This window comes from Streptomyces sp. NBC_00322 (assembly GCF_036147535.1).
In the GTDB taxonomy this organism is placed as follows: domain Bacteria; phylum Actinomycetota; class Actinomycetes; order Streptomycetales; family Streptomycetaceae; genus Streptomyces.
On the sequence record NZ_CP108019.1, the window covers coordinates 4,361,726 to 4,377,879 of the forward strand.

Here is a 16,154-nt window from a genome sequence, read left to right on the forward strand (position 1 = left end):
GTACGAGGACGAACCGGCGTCGCGTCATGTCCCGTTTGTGGGCGGGTCCTTGGGCTTCTGTCATAGCCGGGATGGCAGGGGCGTGGGTGCTGGCTGTGCGTTCCAGTGAACGCGCAAGGGGGCCCCGAACCTTCCGGTCGGGGCCCCTTGCGCCTTGGTGCTACTTGTCCTTGTCGGCAACCGGCTTGCGCAGCGCGATGTTCAGCTCGCGCAGCCGCGCCTCCTCCAGCTCGGTCGGTGCGCCCATCATCAGGTCCTGCGCGTTGCCGTTGAGCGGGAAGGCGATCGTCTCGCGGATGTTCGGCTCGTCGGCCAGCAGCATCACGATGCGGTCGACGCCCGGGGCGATGCCGCCGTGCGGCGGGGCGCCGAACTGGAAGGCGCGGAGCATGCCGGAGAACTCGTGCTCGACGGTCTCCTTGGAGTAGCCCGCGATCTCGAAGGCCTTGAACATGATCTCGGGCTCGTGGTTCCGGATCGCGCCGGAGGACAGCTCGACGCCGTTGCAGACGATGTCGTACTGCCAGCCCAGGATGTCCAGCGGGTCCTGGGTCTGCAGGGCCTCAAGGCCGCCCTGCGGCATCGAGAAGGGGTTGTGCGAGAAGTCGATCCTGCCGGTCTCCTCGTCCTTCTCGTACATCGGGAAGTCGACGATCCAGCAGAACCGGAAGACGCCCTCCTCGAAGTGACCAGCACGCTTGGCGGCCTCGACCCGGACCGCGCCCATGATCTTGGAGACCTCGTCGAAGTCGCCGGCGCCGAAGAAGATCGCGTGGCCTGGCGCGAGCGAGAGACGCTCAGTGAGGACCTTGACGTTCTCCTCGGTGAGGAACTTGGCGATCGGGCCGGTCAGCGAACCGTCCTCGCCGACACGCACCCAGGCAAGACCCTTCGCACCGTGCTCGACGGCGAAGTCGCCCAGGCCGTCGAAGAACTTCCGCGGCTGCGAGGCGGTGTCCGGCACCGGCAGCGCGCGCACGTGCTTGCCCGCGAAGGCCTTGAACTCCGAGCCCTCGAAGACGTCCGTGATGTCGACGAGCTCCAGCTGGGCGCGCAGATCCGGCTTGTCGTTGCCGTACTTGAGCATCGACTCGCGGAAGGGGATGCGCGGGAACGGCGAGGTGACGTGCCGTCCGTTGCCGAACTCCTCGAAGAGCTCGGTCATCAGCTTCTCGATCGGCTGGAAGACGTCCTCCTGCTCGACGAAGCTCATCTCGACGTCGAGCTGGTAGAACTCGCCCGGCGAACGGTCGGCACGGGCGTCCTCGTCGCGGAAGCAGGGCGCGATCTGGAAGTAGCGGTCGAAGCCCGAGATCATCAGCAGCTGCTTGAACTGCTGCGGGGCCTGCGGCAGCGCGTAGAACTTGCCGGGATTCAGCCGGGAGGGCACCACGAAGTCGCGCGCGCCCTCGGGGGACGTCGCGGTCAGGATCGGGGTGGCCATCTCGTTGAAGCCGAGCGCCGTCATCTTGTGCCGGATCGCGGAGATCACGGCCGTGCGCAGCATGATGTTGCGGTGCATGCGCTCGCGGCGCAGGTCGAGGAAGCGGTACTCCAGGCGGCGCTCCTCACCCACTCCGTCGTCGGTGTTGATCTGGAAGGGCAGCTGCTGCGAGGCGCCCAGCAGCTCGACCTCGGAAACCTCGACCTCGATCTCGCCCGTGGGCAGCTCGGGGTTGATGTTCTCGGCACCGCGCGAGACGACCTGTCCGTCGACGCGGACGACCGACTCTTTGTTGACCTTGTCGAGGGCCTCGTAGGCGGCGGTGCCGGGACGGGCGACGAGCTGCGTGATGCCGTAGTGGTCGCGCAGATCGATGAAGAGGATGCCGCCCAGGTCTCGGCGATTGTGCAGCCAGCCGCTCAGCCGGACGTCGGCGGAGACGTCAGAGGCGCGGAGCTCGCCGCAGGTGTGGGACCTGTACCGATGCATCGTCGTTCATCCAGTCTTAGCAATTTGAGAGGGGGTGGGCCCGTCAAGGTTACCGCCCGGCCCCCGTCCGGCTCATTGACATACGCATGCCACCGGCTGGCACGCCCCGGCAGGCGCTCTACGCATCTCCCGCGCCGGAGCCGGAACCCGGGTCGGAGCCCGAACCCGGGTCGGAGCCGGAACCCTCGCCGGAGCCCGCGCCGGCGGAGTAGCGGGTGCGCAGCTCGCCGATCACGCCGAACGCGGCAGCGGTCAGCGGTACGGAGAGCAGCATCCCGAGAATCCCGGCGACGGACGCCCCGGCGGTGATCGCCAGCATCACGACGGCCGGGTGCATCTGGACCGTACGGCTCTGGATCACGGGCTGGAGCACATGCCCCTCCAGCACCTGCACGGCGATCACCACGCCCAGCGCCCACAGCGCGATCACGAACCCGCGGTCGGCGAGCGCGACAAGGACGGCGATCGTGCCGGAGAGGAAGGCGCCGAGGTAGGGGATGTACGCCGCGACGAAGACAAGCGCGCCCAGACCGACCGCTCCGGGGACGCGCAGGATCAGCAGCCCGACGGTGATGCAGAACGCGTCGATGAGCGCGATGAGCGTCGTCCCGCGCATGAAGCCCTCGACCGCCCCGAAGGCCCGCCGCCCCATGGCCTCGGCGGCATCGCCCGTCGAGCGCGGGGCGAGGGACCGCAGCAGACCGGCCGCCTTGTGGGAGTCCCGCAGAAAGAAGAACATGAGCAGCAGCGCGAGCACGGAGGCGGCGATCACCTCCCCCACCACGCTCAGGCCGCTGATCACCCCGGACGCGGCCGTCCCCCCGAACTTGCCGAGCAGTTCTTTCGCGTTCTTGGCGAGATCGTCGAGCGAGGTCCCGGCGGCCCCGAAGCGCTCGGCGAGATCCCGGCCGGCCTGCCGCAGGGAGGCGACGATCTGGTCGCCGCTGTCGATCAGCGCGTGGACGACGATGTACGTGGCCCCACCGATGACGACGACGACCGCCGCACAGGTCAGCGCCGCGGCGATGGACCGGTTCACCTTCATCCGCACCAGCCGCCGGTGCAGGGGCCCGAGGAGGGCGGTCCCGAGCAGTGCGAGCAGCACGGGCGTGACGGCGGTCTTGAGCTCCACGACCAGCCATACCCCGACGGCGGCGACCCCGGCCACAAGGAGCGCGACCACACACCAGGCGGCAAGTCGCCGCACGGGCTCGGGAAGAAGGCTCTGCACGCTCCCACGTGACCACAGCGCGCACAAGCCGTCCCGCCCACCGGGGCCAGGAGGGTGGCACCCCATCAGATACGGCGACCGGCCGGTCCGCGCCCACGTGCCGAAGGGCAGCGGACCGTCAGCCCTGCCCCCCGCCCTGGACCCCTCAGCCCTGGGTCTCCCCGACGCCCGGCTCGCCCAGTCCGTGCACAGCCGGGATCGTGCCGAGACGTCCGGCCTGGAAGTCCTCGACCGCCTGCCTCAGCTCCGCCTGGCTGTTCATCACGAACGGCCCGTAGTGCGCCATCGGTTCCCGGATCGGACGCCCGCCGAGCAGCACGATCTCCAGGTCGCCGGTGTGCGAGCCGTTCTGGGTGTCGTCCGCCCACACCGTGAGCGAGTCGCCGTCGCCGAACACCGCGGTCTGCCCCATCCGCACGGGCCGCCGCTCGGTGCCGACCGCGCCGCGCCCGGCCAGGACGTACGCGAGGCCGTTGAAGTCCTTGCGCCACGGCAGGTCGATCCGAGCGCCGGGCCGCAGAGTCGCGTGGATCATCGTGATCGGCGTGTGCGTGATGCCCGGGCCCTCGTGACCGTTCAGCTCACCGGCGATGACCCGCAGCAGCGCGCCTCCGTCGGGCGAGGTGAGCAGTTGCACCTGGCCGCCGCGGATGTCCTGGTAGCTGGGGTCCATCATCTTGTCGCTCGCCGGGAGGTTCACCCACAGCTGGAGCCCGTGGAAGAGCCCGCCCGACATGACCAGCGACTCCGGCGGCGCCTCGATGTGCAGCAGGCCGGAGCCCGCCGTCATCCACTGGGTGTCGCCGTTGCGGATGGTTCCGCCGCCGCCGTTGCTGTCCTGGTGCACGAACGTTCCGTCAATCAGGTACGTGACGGTCTCGAAGCCGCGGTGCGGGTGCCAGGGCGTGCCCTTGGGCTCGCCCGGCGCGTAGTCCACCTCGCCCATCTGGTCCATCATGATGAACGGGTCGAGGTACTGGTAGTTGATCCCCGCGAACGCACGCCGCACCGGGAAGCCCTCTCCCTCGAACCCGCTGGGCGCCGTGGTCACGGCGAGCACGGGGCGCGACAGAGCATCGGCGGGCGCCGCTACGCGCGGCAGGGTGAGCGGATTCTCGACAGTCACTGCAGGCATGACATGGCCTCCTTGTGCGTCCAGTTTAGTTGAAGACTGAACTTCTTGCCACCTGGAACGCGAGGCGCCCGGGAGGAATTCCCCCCGGGCGCCCTACAGGCAGGCCTGCAGCTCAGCCGTACATCCGCCGCATCGCGAAGTCGACCATCTGCTCCACGGCCTTCGCGTCGAAGACCATGCGGTGGTCGCCCTCCATGTCCAGGACGAAGCCGTACCCGGTCGGCAGCAGGTCGATCACCTCGGCGCCCGTGATCACGAAGTACTTCGACTCCTTGCCCGCGTACCGGCGCAGCTCCTTGAGCGAGGTGAACATCGGGATGACCGGCTGCTGGGTGTTGTGCAGCGCCAGGAACCCGGGATTGTCACCGCGCGGGCAGTACACCTTCGAGGTCGCGAAGATCTGCTGAAAGTCCTCCGCGGACAGCGACGCCGTGGTGAAGGCCCGCACCGCGTCGGCGAGCGAAGGGGGCGACGGCTCGGGGTAGAGCGGCTGCTCCCCGTAGGAGGGCTGCTGCGGTACGTACTGCTGCTGAGCGCCCGGGGTCTGGTCGTAGCCGTACATGCACGCAAGAGTACTGAGTCACAGTTGCCCCGTTAGGGTTGCGTCTTATTACCGACGGGTAGCATCATGGTAGTTACTAACTGGTACGTGGATGAGAAACATCGATCCTTACGGAGCCGTCGCCATGGGGCACTACAAGTCGAATCTCCGCGACATCGAGTTCAACCTCTTCGAGGTCCTCGGGCGCGACAAGCTGTACGGCACTGGCCCGTTCGCGGAGATGGACGTCGACACTGCCAAGAGCATCCTCGAAGAGATCGCGCGTCTCGCCGAGAACGAGCTCGCCGAATCCTTCGCGGACGCCGACCGCAACCCCCCTGTTTTCGACCCCGCGACCAACACCGCGCCCGTCCCGGCGTCCTTCAAGAAGAGCTACCAGGCCTTCATGGACTCCGAGTACTGGCGCCTGGGCCTGCCCGAGGAGATCGGCGGCACCACCTCGCCGCGCTCCCTGATCTGGTCGTACGCGGAGCTGCTCCTCGGCTCGAACCCGGCCATCTGGATGTACTGCTCGGGTCCCGCCTTCGCGGGCATCCTCTTCGAGGAGGGCAACGAGGCGCAAAAGAAGGTCGCCCAGATAGCCGTCGAGAAGCGCTGGGGCTCCACCATGGTGCTCACCGAGCCGGACGCCGGCTCGGACGTCGGCGCCGGCCGCACCAAGGCCATCGAGCAGGAGGACGGCTCCTGGCACATCGAGGGCGTGAAGCGCTTCATCACCTCCGGTGAGCACGACATGGAGGAGAACATCCTTCACTACGTGCTGGCCCGCCCCGAGGGCCACGGCCCGGGCACCAAGGGCCTGTCGCTCTTCCTCGTGCCGAAGTTCCACTTCGACTGGGAGACCGGCGAGCTGGGCGAGCGCAACGGCGTGTACGCCACGAACGTCGAGCACAAGATGGGCCTCAAGGCCTCCAACACCTGCGAGATGACGTTCGGCGACCAGCACCCTGCCAAGGGCTGGCTGATCGGCGACAAGCACGACGGCATCCGCCAGATGTTCATGATCATCGAGTTCGCCCGGATGATGGTGGGCACGAAGGCCATCGCGACCCTGTCCACCGGCTACCTGAACGCGCTGGAGTACGCAAAGGAGCGCGTCCAGGGCCAGGACCTGGTGAACTTCGCGGACAAGTCCGCGCCCAAGGTCACCATCACGCACCACCCGGACGTGCGCCGCGCGCTGATGACGCAGAAGGCGTACGCCGAGGGCATGCGCGCCCTGGTCCTCTACACCGCATCCGTCCAGGACGAGATCGCCCTCAAGGAAGCCGCGGGCGAGGACGCCAAGGCGCTCGTCGCGCTGAACGACCTGCTGCTGCCGATCGTGAAGGGCTACGGCTCGGAGAAGTCGTACGAGCAGCTGGCCCAGTCGCTGCAGACCTTCGGCGGCTCCGGCTATCTGCAGGAGTACCCGGTCGAGCAGTACATCCGGGACGCCAAGATCGACACCCTCTACGAGGGCACCACGGCCATCCAGGGCCAGGACTACTTCTTCCGGAAGATCGTCCGCGACCAGGGCCAGGCGCTGAACACCCTCTCCGAGGAGATCAAGAAGTTCCTGGCGGTCGGCACCGGCGGCGAGGAGCTGGCCCCGGCCCGCGACGCGCTCGCCAAGGCCGCGGTGGACCTGGAGGCGATCGTCGGCACGATGACGAACGACCTCATCGCCACCGGCGAGGACGTCAAGAACATCTACAAGGTGGGCCTGAACACCACCCGCCTGCTGATGGCCTCCGGCGACGTGGTCGTCGGCTACCTGCTGCTGCGCGGCGCGGCGGTCGCGGCGGAGAAGCTCCAGTCGGCCTCCGCGAAGGACGTGCCGTTCTACCAGGGCAAGATCGCGGCCGCGAAGTTCTTCGCCGCGAACGTCCTGCCGGGCGTCTCGGCCGAGCGCGCGCTCGCGGAGACGGTCGACAACTCGCTGATGGACCTGGACGAGGCGGCGTTCTAGTCACGCCGGACCGTCTGTGATGTGGCCCGCCCCCAGTCCTGGGGGCGGGCCACACCCATGACCGGGCCCCGGGATCGACGCGCCGCCGACCTGGGCGCCCCCGATCGGCAGACGGGCGAGGCGTATCCCTCGTTAAGGTGACCCCATGAGCGCGAGAACCGCCCGCTTCGACCGCGGCCACACCGACGACCTGATGTCCTTTCTGGCGGCGAGCCCGTCGCCGTACCACGCGGTCGCGGGCGCGGCCGCGCGGCTGGAAAAGGCCGGATTCCGGCAGGTGCTTGAGACGGACGCCTGGGACGGCACGCACGGCGGCAAGTACGTGCTGCGAGGCGGCGCGATCATCGCCTGGTACGTGCCCGAAGGCGCCGAGCCGCACACCCCGTTCCGGATCGTCGGCGCCCACACCGACTCGCCCAATCTGCGGGTCAAGCCGCTGCCGGACACCGGCGCGTACGGCTGGCGGCAGATCGCCGTCGAGGTCTACGGCGGGACGCTGCTCAACACCTGGCTGGACCGGGACCTCGGTCTGGCCGGCCGGCTCACCCTGCGCGACGGCAGCCACCGCCTGGTCAACATCGACCGTGCGCTGCTGCGCGTACCGCAGCTCGCCATCCACCTGGACCGCTCGGCCAACGACGGGCTGAAGCTCGACCGGCAGAAGCACCTCCAGCCGATCTGGGGTCTGGGCGAGGTCGAGGAAGGCGATCTGATCCGGTTCCTGGAGCAGGAGTCGGGCCTCGACGACGGAGACGTCACCGGCTGGGACCTGATGGTGCACTCCATCGAGCCGCCGTCCTATCTGGGCCGTGACCGGGAACTGGTCGCCGGGCCCCGGATGGACAACCTGCTCTCGGTGCACGCGGGCACGGCCGCGCTCGCCGCCGTCACCGAGTCCGGGGAGCTGCCCTACATCCCGGTCCTCGCCGCCTTCGACCACGAGGAGAACGGCTCGCAGGCCGACACCGGCGCCGACGGTCCGCTGCTCGGCAATGTGCTGGAGCGTTCGGTGTTCGCGCGCGGCGGTGCGTACGAGGACAGGGCGCGCGCCTTCGCGGGCACGGTGTGCCTGTCGTCCGACACGGGCCACGCCGTCCACCCCAACTACGCCGAACGGCACGACCCGACGCACCACCCGCGGGCCAACGGCGGCCCGATCCTCAAGGTGAACGTGAACCAGCGGTACGCCACCGACGGCAGCGGACGCGCGGTGTTCGCCCGGGCCTGCGAGCGGGCCGGGGTGCCGTGGCAGACGTTCGTGTCGAACAACGCGATGCCGTGCGGCACGACCATCGGCCCGATCACCGCGGCCCGGCACGGCATCCAGACCGTCGACATCGGCGTGGCGATTCTGTCGATGCACAGCGCGCGTGAACTGTGCGGCGCGCAGGACCCGTATCTGCTGGCGAACGCCCTCACCGCGTTCCTGGAGGCCTGAAGTCCCCTGGCCCAAGGGCCAGTCGGGGGTTTGCGAAACATCTGCGAAAGCAGCCGTACGCAACGGTGATGACCATGGTTCTCCTCGGTCATCACACGGTGGTCACCCACCGGTCCGGCCCCTCGCGCGGCACCCTGTTCCTCACGCTTGCCTCGGCGGTCGCGGTCCTCGTCGCAGGGTGCTGGTTCGTCATCCAGCGGCATAACGAGCGGCCGCCGTGGGCCGAGGACATCTCGTACGAAGCGGGTTACGTCCAGGGCAGACGGGTCCGGATGTACGACCCGACCGGCCAGGAGGTGAAAAAGCTCCTGGCCGGCGGGTGCGCAGAGATCCGGTCCGCCGGCTGGGGCGGGCGCAAGGCGACGTACGACCCCGGCCTGTGGGTGGACGGCTGCCTGGACGGTGCGGCGGGCCGCCAGCCCCTGCGACAGGGGCTCTTTTACTAGCCGCCGCTGCTACTCCTGGTCCATCCCGGCGAGTACGAGCGGCAGCCGCGCGGCCCCGTCCGCGCTCACCCGCACCGGAACACCCCAGTCCTGCTGGTGCACATGGCAGGCCGGGTACTCGTTCGACGGGTCGTCGTCGCAGGACGCCGCCATCGCCGACACATGCAGCACGCCCTCGGCGACCGCCGGATCGATCTCCAGGTCGCGCGCCAGGTCCGTGCCCGCGCCCTCACCGGAGATCAGCAGCTCCGGCGGGGTCGAGGACACGAGGAGCCGGGTCGACGGCCCGTACCGGGTGTCCAGCTTCTGGCCGGCCGGGGCCTGGAAGACCACGTCCAACCGCAGCTTGCCCGCGGCGACTTCGGTCGCGGCACGCTGGGTGCGGTGGGCGACGGCATCGACGCGTACCGCCTCCTCCGGCAGCCGCAGCCGGGTCAGCCGGTGCCGCGCGGACTCCACCACGACGATGTCCTCGCCCACCAGCACGGCATCGCTCGGCTCCCGCAGATCGGTGGCCAGGGTGGTCACTTCGCCGCTGTGCCCCTCTTGAACAGGAGGTGTGTAGCGGCGCAGCGCGTGGTTGTACGTGTCGCTGACGGCCACCGAACCGTCGGGCAGCGCGGTCACGCCCAACGGGTGCTGGAGCAGGGCCTGTCCGGCCGCACCGTCGCGGTGACCGAAGTCGAAGAGTCCGGTGCCGACGACGGTGTGCACGGCGCCCTCCCGGTCGACGTACCGCAGTGCGCTGGTCTCGGAGTCGGCGATCCACAACCGCTCCTCGGTCGCCGCGAGCCCGGACGGCTGGGCGAACCACGCCTCGGCGACCGGGCCGTCGACCAGGCCCTCGTTGGTGGTGCCCGCGGCCACGCGGACCGTGCCGTGCTCGGGGTCGTACGCCCACAGCTGGTGGACACCGGCCATCGCGATCCACACCTCGCCCTGCCACCAGGCCACGTCCCACGGCGAGGAGAGGTCCACGTCGCGGGCCGGGCCGCTCGTCGGCGAGCCCTGCCACCACTGCCTGCCGGTCCCGGCGACGGTGGTGGTCTCTCCGCTCTCCAGGTCGAGCACGCGCAGGGCGTGGTTGACCGTGTCTGCGACGACGACGCGCCCCCCGGGCAGCAGGGCGAGGCCCTGCGGTTCACTGAACCGCGCCCGCTCGGGGCCGCCGTCGACGAGCCCGCGCTCACCGTCGCCGTACCGCTGGACGACCGTCTCGGCGTCGGCCGCGAGCCGGACCAGCTGATGGCGGGTGGTGTCGGAGACCAGAAAACCGCCGTCGGGCAGCACGAGCGCCTTGCCGGGGAAGCGCAGATGCGTGGCGACCGGCTCGGGCGCGACATACGGCCCGTCACCGCGCCGCAGCGTGCCCTTCGCGGCGTGCTCGGCCTCCAGCTCCTCGACGAGCTTCTCGATGGCGTGCGCATGCCCCTCGCCCGCGTGCTGGGCGACGACATAGCCCTCGGGGTCGATGACGACGAGGGTGGGCCAGGCCCGTACGGCGTACTGCTTCCAGGTGGCGAGCTCAGGGTCGTCCAGCACCGGGTGATGCACCTGATAGCGCTCGACGGCGTCGACGACGGCCTGGTGCTCGGCCTCGTGCACGAACTTCGGCGAGTGGACCCCGATGATCACCACGGTGTCGCGGTGCTTCTCCTCGAGCTCGCGCAGCTCGTCCAGGACATGCAGGCAATTAATGCAGCAAAACGTCCAAAAATCGAGGATAACTATGCGTCCTCGCAGGTCAGCGAGGGTGTACTGGGCGTCGCCGGTATTGAGCCAGCCGCCCCTGCCGATGAGCTCGGGGGCCCGAACGCGTGCACGTGTAGCCATACCCCCATCCAACCGCACGAGACCGGGTACGCATTCCAGCCATGAAATACCTCGTACGCGACAAGATCTTCGCGATCGGTGACGACTACTGGATCGAGGACGAGCAGGGGCGCCGCGCCTTCCTCGTCGACGGCAAGGCGCTGCGGCTGCGCGACACGCTGGAGCTCAAGGACCCGAGCGGGCTTGTGCTGATCACGCTGCGCAAGAAGCTGCTGAGCCTGCGGGACACGATGACCGTCGAACGGGGCGACGCGCCGCTCGCCACGATCCGCAGGAAGCGGCTCTCGCTGCTGCGCAACCACTACCGGGTGACGCTCGTCGAGGGCACGGAACTGGATGTCAGCGGCCGGATCCTGAACCGGGAGTTCGTGGTCGAGTACGACGGCGAACTGCTGGCGCACATCTCGAAGCAGTGGTTCCGGGTGCGGGAGACGTACGCGGTGAATGTCGTCCGGGAGGACGCGGACGCGGCGCTGATGATCGCGGTGGCGGTATGTGTGATCCGCATGGCGGAGAGGGAGCGGGACGGCGACGACGACTAGCTCCGGGGCTCGCCCCCGGACCGCCGCGGCACCTCCAGCCCCAGCCGCCGGTCCTTCAGCGCCGGGAACTGCTCCCGCGTCGTCGTCACCTTCTCCGCGTCCAGCTCCACCCGCAGGACCTCCTCGTCCGGCCCCGCCTCCGCCAGGACCTCGCCCCACGGGTCGACCACGATGCTGTGGCCCGCCTGCTCGACCCCCGCGTGGGTCCCCGCGGTGCCGCAGGCCAGGACGTAGGCCTGGTTCTCGACCGCGCGGGCGCGGGCCAGCAGGGTCCAGTGTTCGCGGCGGCGGGCGGGCCAGCCGGCCGGGATGACGAAGGCCTGGGCGCCGGCGTCCACGAGGCCGCGGAAGAGTTCGGGGAAGCGCAGGTCGTAGCAGGTCGCCAGGCCGACGGTGAGGCCGGGCAGCGGGACGGTGACGAGTTCGTCGCCCGCACCCATCATCACCGCCTCCCCCTTGTCGAAGCCGAAGCGGTGGATCTTGCGGTAGGTGCCGACCAGTTCACCGGCGGGGGAGAGGACGAGGGAGGTGTTGTAGAGGGTGCCGTCCGCGGCCTTCTCGACGACGGAGCCCGCGTGCAGCCACACGCCCGCGTCGCTCGCCGCCTTCGCCATCACCTCGTACGTCGGGCCGGTGACCGTCTCCGCCTCCTCGGCGAAGGACTCGTAGGCGAAGGCGCCGACGGGCCACAGTTCCGGCAGGATCACCAGATCGGCGTCCTGTTGTTCGCGTACCAGCGAAGCGGCCCGCGCCCTACGAGAATTGACTGTTTCGTCCGGGTCTACTGCGATCTGGATGAGAGAGGCGCGCACACTACCACCGTCCTGGCATTCGAGCCGTCAACGCGGGCCTACGATCGTCACACCAAAGCACTGCCGGGGTGCCGCCCGGCAGCGTAACTTAACTGCCGAGCCTCCCACGCAGCCCAGCAGTCAGCAGCCCAGCCCGCGTACCGCAGAACCGCCGAGGGGTCCCGTGACCGTCCATCCCAGCCTCCAGACCTACGCCGACGCCTGGACCCACTCCATCGAATCGATAGCAGAGCTGGTGCAGCCGCTCGTGGAAGGCGAGTGGAACCGGCCGACGCCGTGTCCCGCCTGGTCAGTCCGCGATGTCGTCTCGCACATCATCGGCATGGAGTGCGAGATGCTGGGCGATCCCCGGCCGATCCATACGCTGCCGCGCGATCTCTACCATGTGCAGAGCGAGTTCGCCCGCTACATGGAGATGCAGGTCGATGTGCGCCGGCACCACACGGCGCCGGAGATGACCTCGGAGCTGGAGTACACGATCATCCGGCGGGCCCGTCAGCTGCGCAACGAGAGCCGCGCGCCCCACACCATGGTCCGTGCCCCGCTCGGCGCCGAGCAGACCCTTGAACTCGCCATGCGGATGCGCGCGTTCGACACGTGGGCGCACGAGCAGGATCTGCGGGTGGCGCTCGGCAAGCCGGGCAACCTCGACTCCCCCGGCGCGTACGTCGCGCGGGACTGTCTGCTCGAAGCCCTGCCGAAGGTCGTCGCCAAGGACGCGGGCGCGCCCGCGAATTCGGCGGTCGTCTTCGATGTGCACGGTCCGGTGGAGTTCCTGCGGACGGTCCGGGTGGACGCGGACGGCCGCGGCACGGTCGACGGCGCGCCCTCGCTCGGGCCGGTCGTGACCCTCGCCATGGACTGGGAGACCTACGTCCGCCTGGCGTGCGGGCGGGTGCGGGCGGCCGCGGTGCAGGACCGGGTCAAGGTGGACGGGGACGCGGAGCTGGGCGCGGCGATCCTGCGGGAGTTCGCGGTCACGCCGTAGCCGAGGAGCCGGGCGCGCGTGGCACCCGTCTCGCGCGCGCCGCAGGGTCACGCCGGAGGGTGCGCGCCGAACCGGTCGCACCGCCGAGGGTCCGCGCCGTCACGCCGGTACGTGCACGGCCTCCACCCGGCTCGCCACCAGCCGTTCCCGCTCCCGCCGCACGGTGCGCGCCCGCAGCCGCAGGATCTGCCCGATCCCGACGGCCTCCAGCACGAACACCGACGAGAACGCGATCCGGAAGTTGTCGCCGGTCGCGTCCAGCAGCACCCCGACCGCCAGCAGTGTCGTCATGGAGGCCACGAAGCCGCCCATGTTGACGATGCCCGACGCCGTCCCCTGCCGCTCCGGGGGATTGGCGGGGCGGGCGAAGTCGAAGCCGATCATCGACGCGGGCCCGCATGCCCCGAGCACCGTGCAGAGTGTGATCAGCAGCCACATCGGGGCATGGTCGCCGGGGTACACGATGGTGGTGGCCCACACGAGTGCGGTCGCCCCGACCGTGCCGAGAGCGAGCGGGACCCGGGCCGCATGGTGGCGCGCGATGATCTGCCCGTACACGAGGCCCACCATCATGTTGGAGAGCACCACCAGGGTCAGCAGCTCGCCCGCCGTCTCCCGGGACAGGCCCTGCGCCTCGACCAGGAAGGGCATCCCCCACAGCAGCAGGAACACCATCGCGGGGAACTGGGTGGTGAAGTGCACCCACAGGCCGAGTCTGGTGCCGGGCTCCCGCCAGGACTGGGCGATCTGCTTGCGTACGAAAGCCGATCCGGCGTGCTGGGCGGGCGGTGGCTCATGGCCCTCGGGGTGGTCCTTGAGGAAGAGCACGAGCAGTACGAGCACGACCAGTCCGGCCGCCGCGCTGCCCGCGAAGGTGGTGGTCCAGCCCAGGCCGTGGAGCATCCGGGCGATGACGATGGTCGAGACGAGGTTGCCCGCCATCCCGAAGAGCGCGGCGACCTGCCCGATCAGCGGTCCGCGCCGCGCCGGGAACCAGCGGGTGCCGAGCCGCAGCACGCTGATGAAGGTCATCGCGTCGCCGCAGCCGAGGAGCGCACGCGAGGCGAGGGCCGTGCCGTACGAGGGGGAGAACGCGAAGCCCAGCTGCCCGGCCGTGAACAGCACCACGCCGATGGTGAGGACCTTCTTGGTGCCGAGGCGGTCGACCAGCAGGCCGACGGGTATCTGCATCCCCGCGTACACGAGCAGCTGGAGGATGGAGAAGGTGGACAGCGCGGAGGCGTTGACGTCGAAGCGGTCGGCGGCGTCGAGGCCGGCGACGCCCAGGGACGTACGGAAGGTGACGGCGACGAAGTAGACCGCGACGCCGATGCCCCAGACCGCGGCGGCCCGCCGTCCGCCGGGTGGATCCCCCGGCAGGGCGACGGCGGAGGCGCTCATCGGACCTCGCCCCGCGCCAGGTTGCTGAACCAGCCGACGTGCCGGTGGACGAGGGCGGCCGCCGCGTCCGGGTCTCCGTCACGCAACGCCTCAAGGATCTCGCTGTGCTCGGCGACGTTCTTGGCGATCCGGTCGGGGTGGGAGTGCATGACGGCGACGCCCATCCTCAGCTGCCGGTCGCGGAGTTGGTCGTAGAGGCGGGAGAGGATCGCGTTGCCCCCGCTGCGGACGATCTCGGCGTGGAAGCAGCGGTCGGTGACGGCGACGGCGGCCAGGTCGCCCTCCTCGCCCTGTCGCTTCTGCTGTTCGAGGAGCTCTTCGAGGCGGGCGATCAGCTGCGGTGAGGCCGGTACGGCCTTGCGGGCGGCGTGCTCCTCGACCAGCAGCCGGGTCTCGACCACATCGGCGATCTCCTGTGCGGAGACGGCGAGGACCAGGGCGCCCTTCTTCGGGTAGAGCTTGATCAGCCCTTCGACTTCCAGCTTGAGGAGCGCTTCGCGCACGGGGGTGCGCGATACGCCGACGGCGTCGGCCAGTTCGCCCTCGGTGAGGAGGGTTCCGCCCTCGTAGCGGCGGTCGAGGACGGCCTGCTTGATGTGGGTGTAGACGCGTTCTGCGGCAGGGGCGGCGGCGGGCATGCGCACAGCTTAGATACAACACAGGTGCATCAGGAAGCCGCGTCCACGATGCAGGACGGGCAAGGGGTTTGAGCGCCCGGAACAAGAAGTACGCAACTTCCGTACATCCATTCACTCCGCTCGCGAGTCTCATGTCGGGACCCTGTTTTCCCTGGGCCCCATCGACTTTGAAAGTCACGGGATTTAACGGACTTTCGACGCAAACGCGACTATCGGAGCGTTCCCTTTGATACTCAAAAGCAAGGGCCTGCGCAGAGCCGCCGGCGTCGCCCTCGCCGGCGGCCTGCTGATGGCGGCCTCACCCCTGGTCACGACAGCCCAGGCAGCGGTGCCGATCCCGACCATCAGCGCCAAGGGCGGCTTCCTGCTCGACCAGGCGGACGGCAAGCCGATCTACGGCAAGGCCAACAACACCCGCCGCCAGATGGCGAGCACGACGAAGCTGGTGACGGCCATCACGGTCCTCACCCAGCCCGGCGTGGACCTCAACAAGAAGGTCACCGTCAAGCAGGCGTACCGGGACTATGTCGTCCGGCAGGGCGCGAGCACCGCGGACCTGCGCACCGGTGACAAGCTGACCGTCCGTCAGCTGCTGTCCGCGATGATGCTGCCGTCCGGCTGCGACGCCGCGTACGCCCTCGCCGACGCCTACGGCACCGGGACGACGACCGCCGCGCGCACGTCCTCGTTCATCGGCAAGATGAACGCCAAGGCCAAGCAGCTCGGCCTGGTCAACACGCACTTCGACTCGTTCGACGGCATCTCCGCGGCCGGCGCCAACTACACCACTCCGTGGGACCTGGCGAAGTTCGCGCGCCACGCGATGAGCAGCGCGACCTTCCGCGATGTCGTCAAGGCCACGTCGTACAAGACCGTCGCGACGACGAGCACCGGCGCCACCCGCACGTACACCTGGTACAACACCAACACGCTCCTCGGCTCGTACAGCGGGGCCATCGGCGTGAAGACCGGCACCGGCACGGCTGCCGGCCCCTGCCTCGTTTTCGCCGCCACCCGCGGCACGAAGACCTACGTCGGCGTCGTCCTCGCCAGCTCCAGCGTCACCGAGCGCACCAAGGACGCGGCGAAGCTGCTGGACTTCGGTTTCGGCTCCACCACCGCCGAGACGATGACGGTTCGATCGCTCCCGGCCGGCGCTCAGCGCGACTGACGCACCGGTGAAACACGAGGTCCCGTGACGCATCGCGTCACGGGACCTCGGTGTTCCGGGCCGTCAGGCCGTC

14 protein-coding genes are annotated in these 16,154 nt (G+C 69.5%); 6 read left to right on the forward strand and 8 right to left on the reverse strand.

Annotated elements, in window-relative coordinates; genetic code table 11:
• Positions 1–160 precede the first annotated feature (160 nt).
• The 4 genes from aspS to OG905_RS19800 all read right to left on the reverse strand — a co-directional run bounded on the left by aspS (position 161) and on the right by OG905_RS19800 (position 4,861).
• Positions 161–1,933: an aspartate--tRNA ligase gene (gene aspS, locus OG905_RS19785; RefSeq protein ID WP_328673758.1), complete on the reverse strand. Its 1,773-nt coding sequence runs from the start codon at positions 1,931–1,933 to the stop codon at positions 161–163.
• Positions 1,934–2,051: 118 nt separating this feature from the next.
• Positions 2,052–3,164 (reverse strand): AI-2E family transporter, encoded by a 1,113-nt coding sequence (locus tag OG905_RS19790; RefSeq protein WP_328673760.1) that lies wholly within the window; start codon positions 3,162–3,164, stop codon positions 2,052–2,054.
• 145 nt (positions 3,165–3,309) lie between these two features.
• On the reverse strand, positions 3,310–4,299 hold the full coding sequence (locus OG905_RS19795; protein ID WP_328673762.1) for a pirin family protein: 990 nt from the start codon (positions 4,297–4,299) through the stop codon (positions 3,310–3,312).
• A gap of 112 nt (positions 4,300–4,411) precedes the next feature.
• Entirely contained in the window at positions 4,412–4,861 is a 450-nt protein-coding gene (locus OG905_RS19800; RefSeq protein WP_142214650.1) for an SseB family protein, read from the reverse strand.
• Between the two features lie 124 nt (positions 4,862–4,985).
• Between OG905_RS19800 and OG905_RS19805 the strand changes: the two genes are divergently transcribed.
• From OG905_RS19805 to OG905_RS19815, 3 genes are all read left to right on the forward strand, one after another.
• Positions 4,986–6,812, forward strand: a complete 1,827-nt coding sequence (locus OG905_RS19805; protein WP_328682469.1) for an acyl-CoA dehydrogenase — start codon at positions 4,986–4,988, stop codon at positions 6,810–6,812.
• A 145-nt stretch (positions 6,813–6,957) separates the two neighbouring features.
• Positions 6,958–8,250, forward strand: a complete 1,293-nt coding sequence (locus OG905_RS19810) for a M18 family aminopeptidase (protein WP_328673764.1) — start codon at positions 6,958–6,960, stop codon at positions 8,248–8,250.
• Positions 8,251–8,318: 68 nt separating this feature from the next.
• On the forward strand, positions 8,319–8,696 hold the full coding sequence (locus tag OG905_RS19815; protein ID WP_328673765.1) for a hypothetical protein: 378 nt from the start codon (positions 8,319–8,321) through the stop codon (positions 8,694–8,696).
• A gap of 9 nt (positions 8,697–8,705) precedes the next feature.
• Here OG905_RS19815 and OG905_RS19820 read toward each other — a convergent pair whose 3' ends face one another.
• Positions 8,706–10,529, reverse strand: a complete 1,824-nt coding sequence (locus OG905_RS19820; protein ID WP_328673768.1) for an NHL domain-containing thioredoxin family protein — start codon at positions 10,527–10,529, stop codon at positions 8,706–8,708.
• A gap of 41 nt (positions 10,530–10,570) precedes the next feature.
• On the opposite strand from OG905_RS19820, the gene OG905_RS19825 reads away from it, so the two are divergent.
• Positions 10,571–11,071 carry an LURP-one-related/scramblase family protein gene (locus OG905_RS19825; RefSeq protein ID WP_328673769.1) on the forward strand — a complete coding sequence of 167 codons (501 nt, stop codon included), beginning with the start codon at positions 10,571–10,573 and terminating at the stop codon, positions 11,069–11,071.
• On the opposite strand, the gene OG905_RS19830 is transcribed toward OG905_RS19825, so the two are convergent.
• Positions 11,068–11,883, reverse strand: coding sequence for a carbon-nitrogen family hydrolase (locus tag OG905_RS19830; RefSeq protein WP_328673770.1), 816 nt, complete (start codon positions 11,881–11,883; stop codon positions 11,068–11,070). The two genes, OG905_RS19825 and OG905_RS19830, sit on opposite strands and share 4 nt — an antisense overlap.
• 163 nt (positions 11,884–12,046) lie before the next feature.
• Between OG905_RS19830 and OG905_RS19835 the strand changes: the two genes are divergently transcribed.
• The gene (locus OG905_RS19835) at positions 12,047–12,871 is read left to right on the forward strand and encodes a maleylpyruvate isomerase family mycothiol-dependent enzyme (protein ID WP_328673771.1); all 825 of its coding nucleotides are present in this window, start codon (positions 12,047–12,049) and stop codon (positions 12,869–12,871) included.
• Positions 12,872–12,970: 99 nt separating this feature from the next.
• On the opposite strand, the gene OG905_RS19840 is transcribed toward OG905_RS19835, so the two are convergent.
• Both OG905_RS19840 and OG905_RS19845 read right to left on the reverse strand, forming a co-directional pair.
• Entirely contained in the window at positions 12,971–14,272 is a 1,302-nt protein-coding gene (locus OG905_RS19840; RefSeq protein WP_328673772.1) for an MFS transporter, read from the reverse strand.
• Complete coding sequence (locus tag OG905_RS19845) at positions 14,269–14,910, reverse strand: GntR family transcriptional regulator (protein WP_328673774.1); 642 nt, start codon at positions 14,908–14,910, stop codon at positions 14,269–14,271. Before OG905_RS19845 ends, OG905_RS19840 begins: the two co-directional genes overlap by 4 nt.
• A gap of 289 nt (positions 14,911–15,199) precedes the next feature.
• Between OG905_RS19845 and OG905_RS19850 the strand changes: the two genes are divergently transcribed.
• The gene (locus OG905_RS19850) at positions 15,200–16,081 is read left to right on the forward strand and encodes a D-alanyl-D-alanine carboxypeptidase family protein (protein ID WP_328682471.1); all 882 of its coding nucleotides are present in this window, start codon (positions 15,200–15,202) and stop codon (positions 16,079–16,081) included.
• The last annotated feature ends 73 nt before the right edge of the window (positions 16,082–16,154 follow it).

Bases quoted from the DNA above. Each gene is read 5' to 3' on its own strand.
- OG905_RS19845 (WP_328673774.1), bottom strand. From the start codon at position 14,910: ATGCCCGCCGCCGCCCCTGCCGCAGAACGCGTCTACACCCACATCAAG.
- OG905_RS19825 (WP_328673769.1), top strand. From the start codon at position 10,571: ATGAAATACCTCGTACGCGACAAGATCTTCGCGATCGGTGACGACTAC.
- OG905_RS19820 (WP_328673768.1), bottom strand. From the start codon at position 10,529: ATGGCTACACGTGCACGCGTTCGGGCCCCCGAGCTCATCGGCAGGGGC.
- aspS (WP_328673758.1), bottom strand. From the start codon at position 1,933: ATGCATCGGTACAGGTCCCACACCTGCGGCGAGCTCCGCGCCTCTGAC.
- OG905_RS19795 (WP_328673762.1), bottom strand. From the start codon at position 4,299: ATGCCTGCAGTGACTGTCGAGAATCCGCTCACCCTGCCGCGCGTAGCG.
- OG905_RS19805 (WP_328682469.1), top strand. From the start codon at position 4,986: ATGGGGCACTACAAGTCGAATCTCCGCGACATCGAGTTCAACCTCTTC.
- OG905_RS19840 (WP_328673772.1), bottom strand. From the start codon at position 14,272: ATGAGCGCCTCCGCCGTCGCCCTGCCGGGGGATCCACCCGGCGGACGG.
- OG905_RS19815 (WP_328673765.1), top strand. From the start codon at position 8,319: ATGACCATGGTTCTCCTCGGTCATCACACGGTGGTCACCCACCGGTCC.
- OG905_RS19850 (WP_328682471.1), top strand. From the start codon at position 15,200: ATGGCGGCCTCACCCCTGGTCACGACAGCCCAGGCAGCGGTGCCGATC.
- OG905_RS19810 (WP_328673764.1), top strand. From the start codon at position 6,958: ATGAGCGCGAGAACCGCCCGCTTCGACCGCGGCCACACCGACGACCTG.
- OG905_RS19800 (WP_142214650.1), bottom strand. From the start codon at position 4,861: ATGTACGGCTACGACCAGACCCCGGGCGCTCAGCAGCAGTACGTACCG.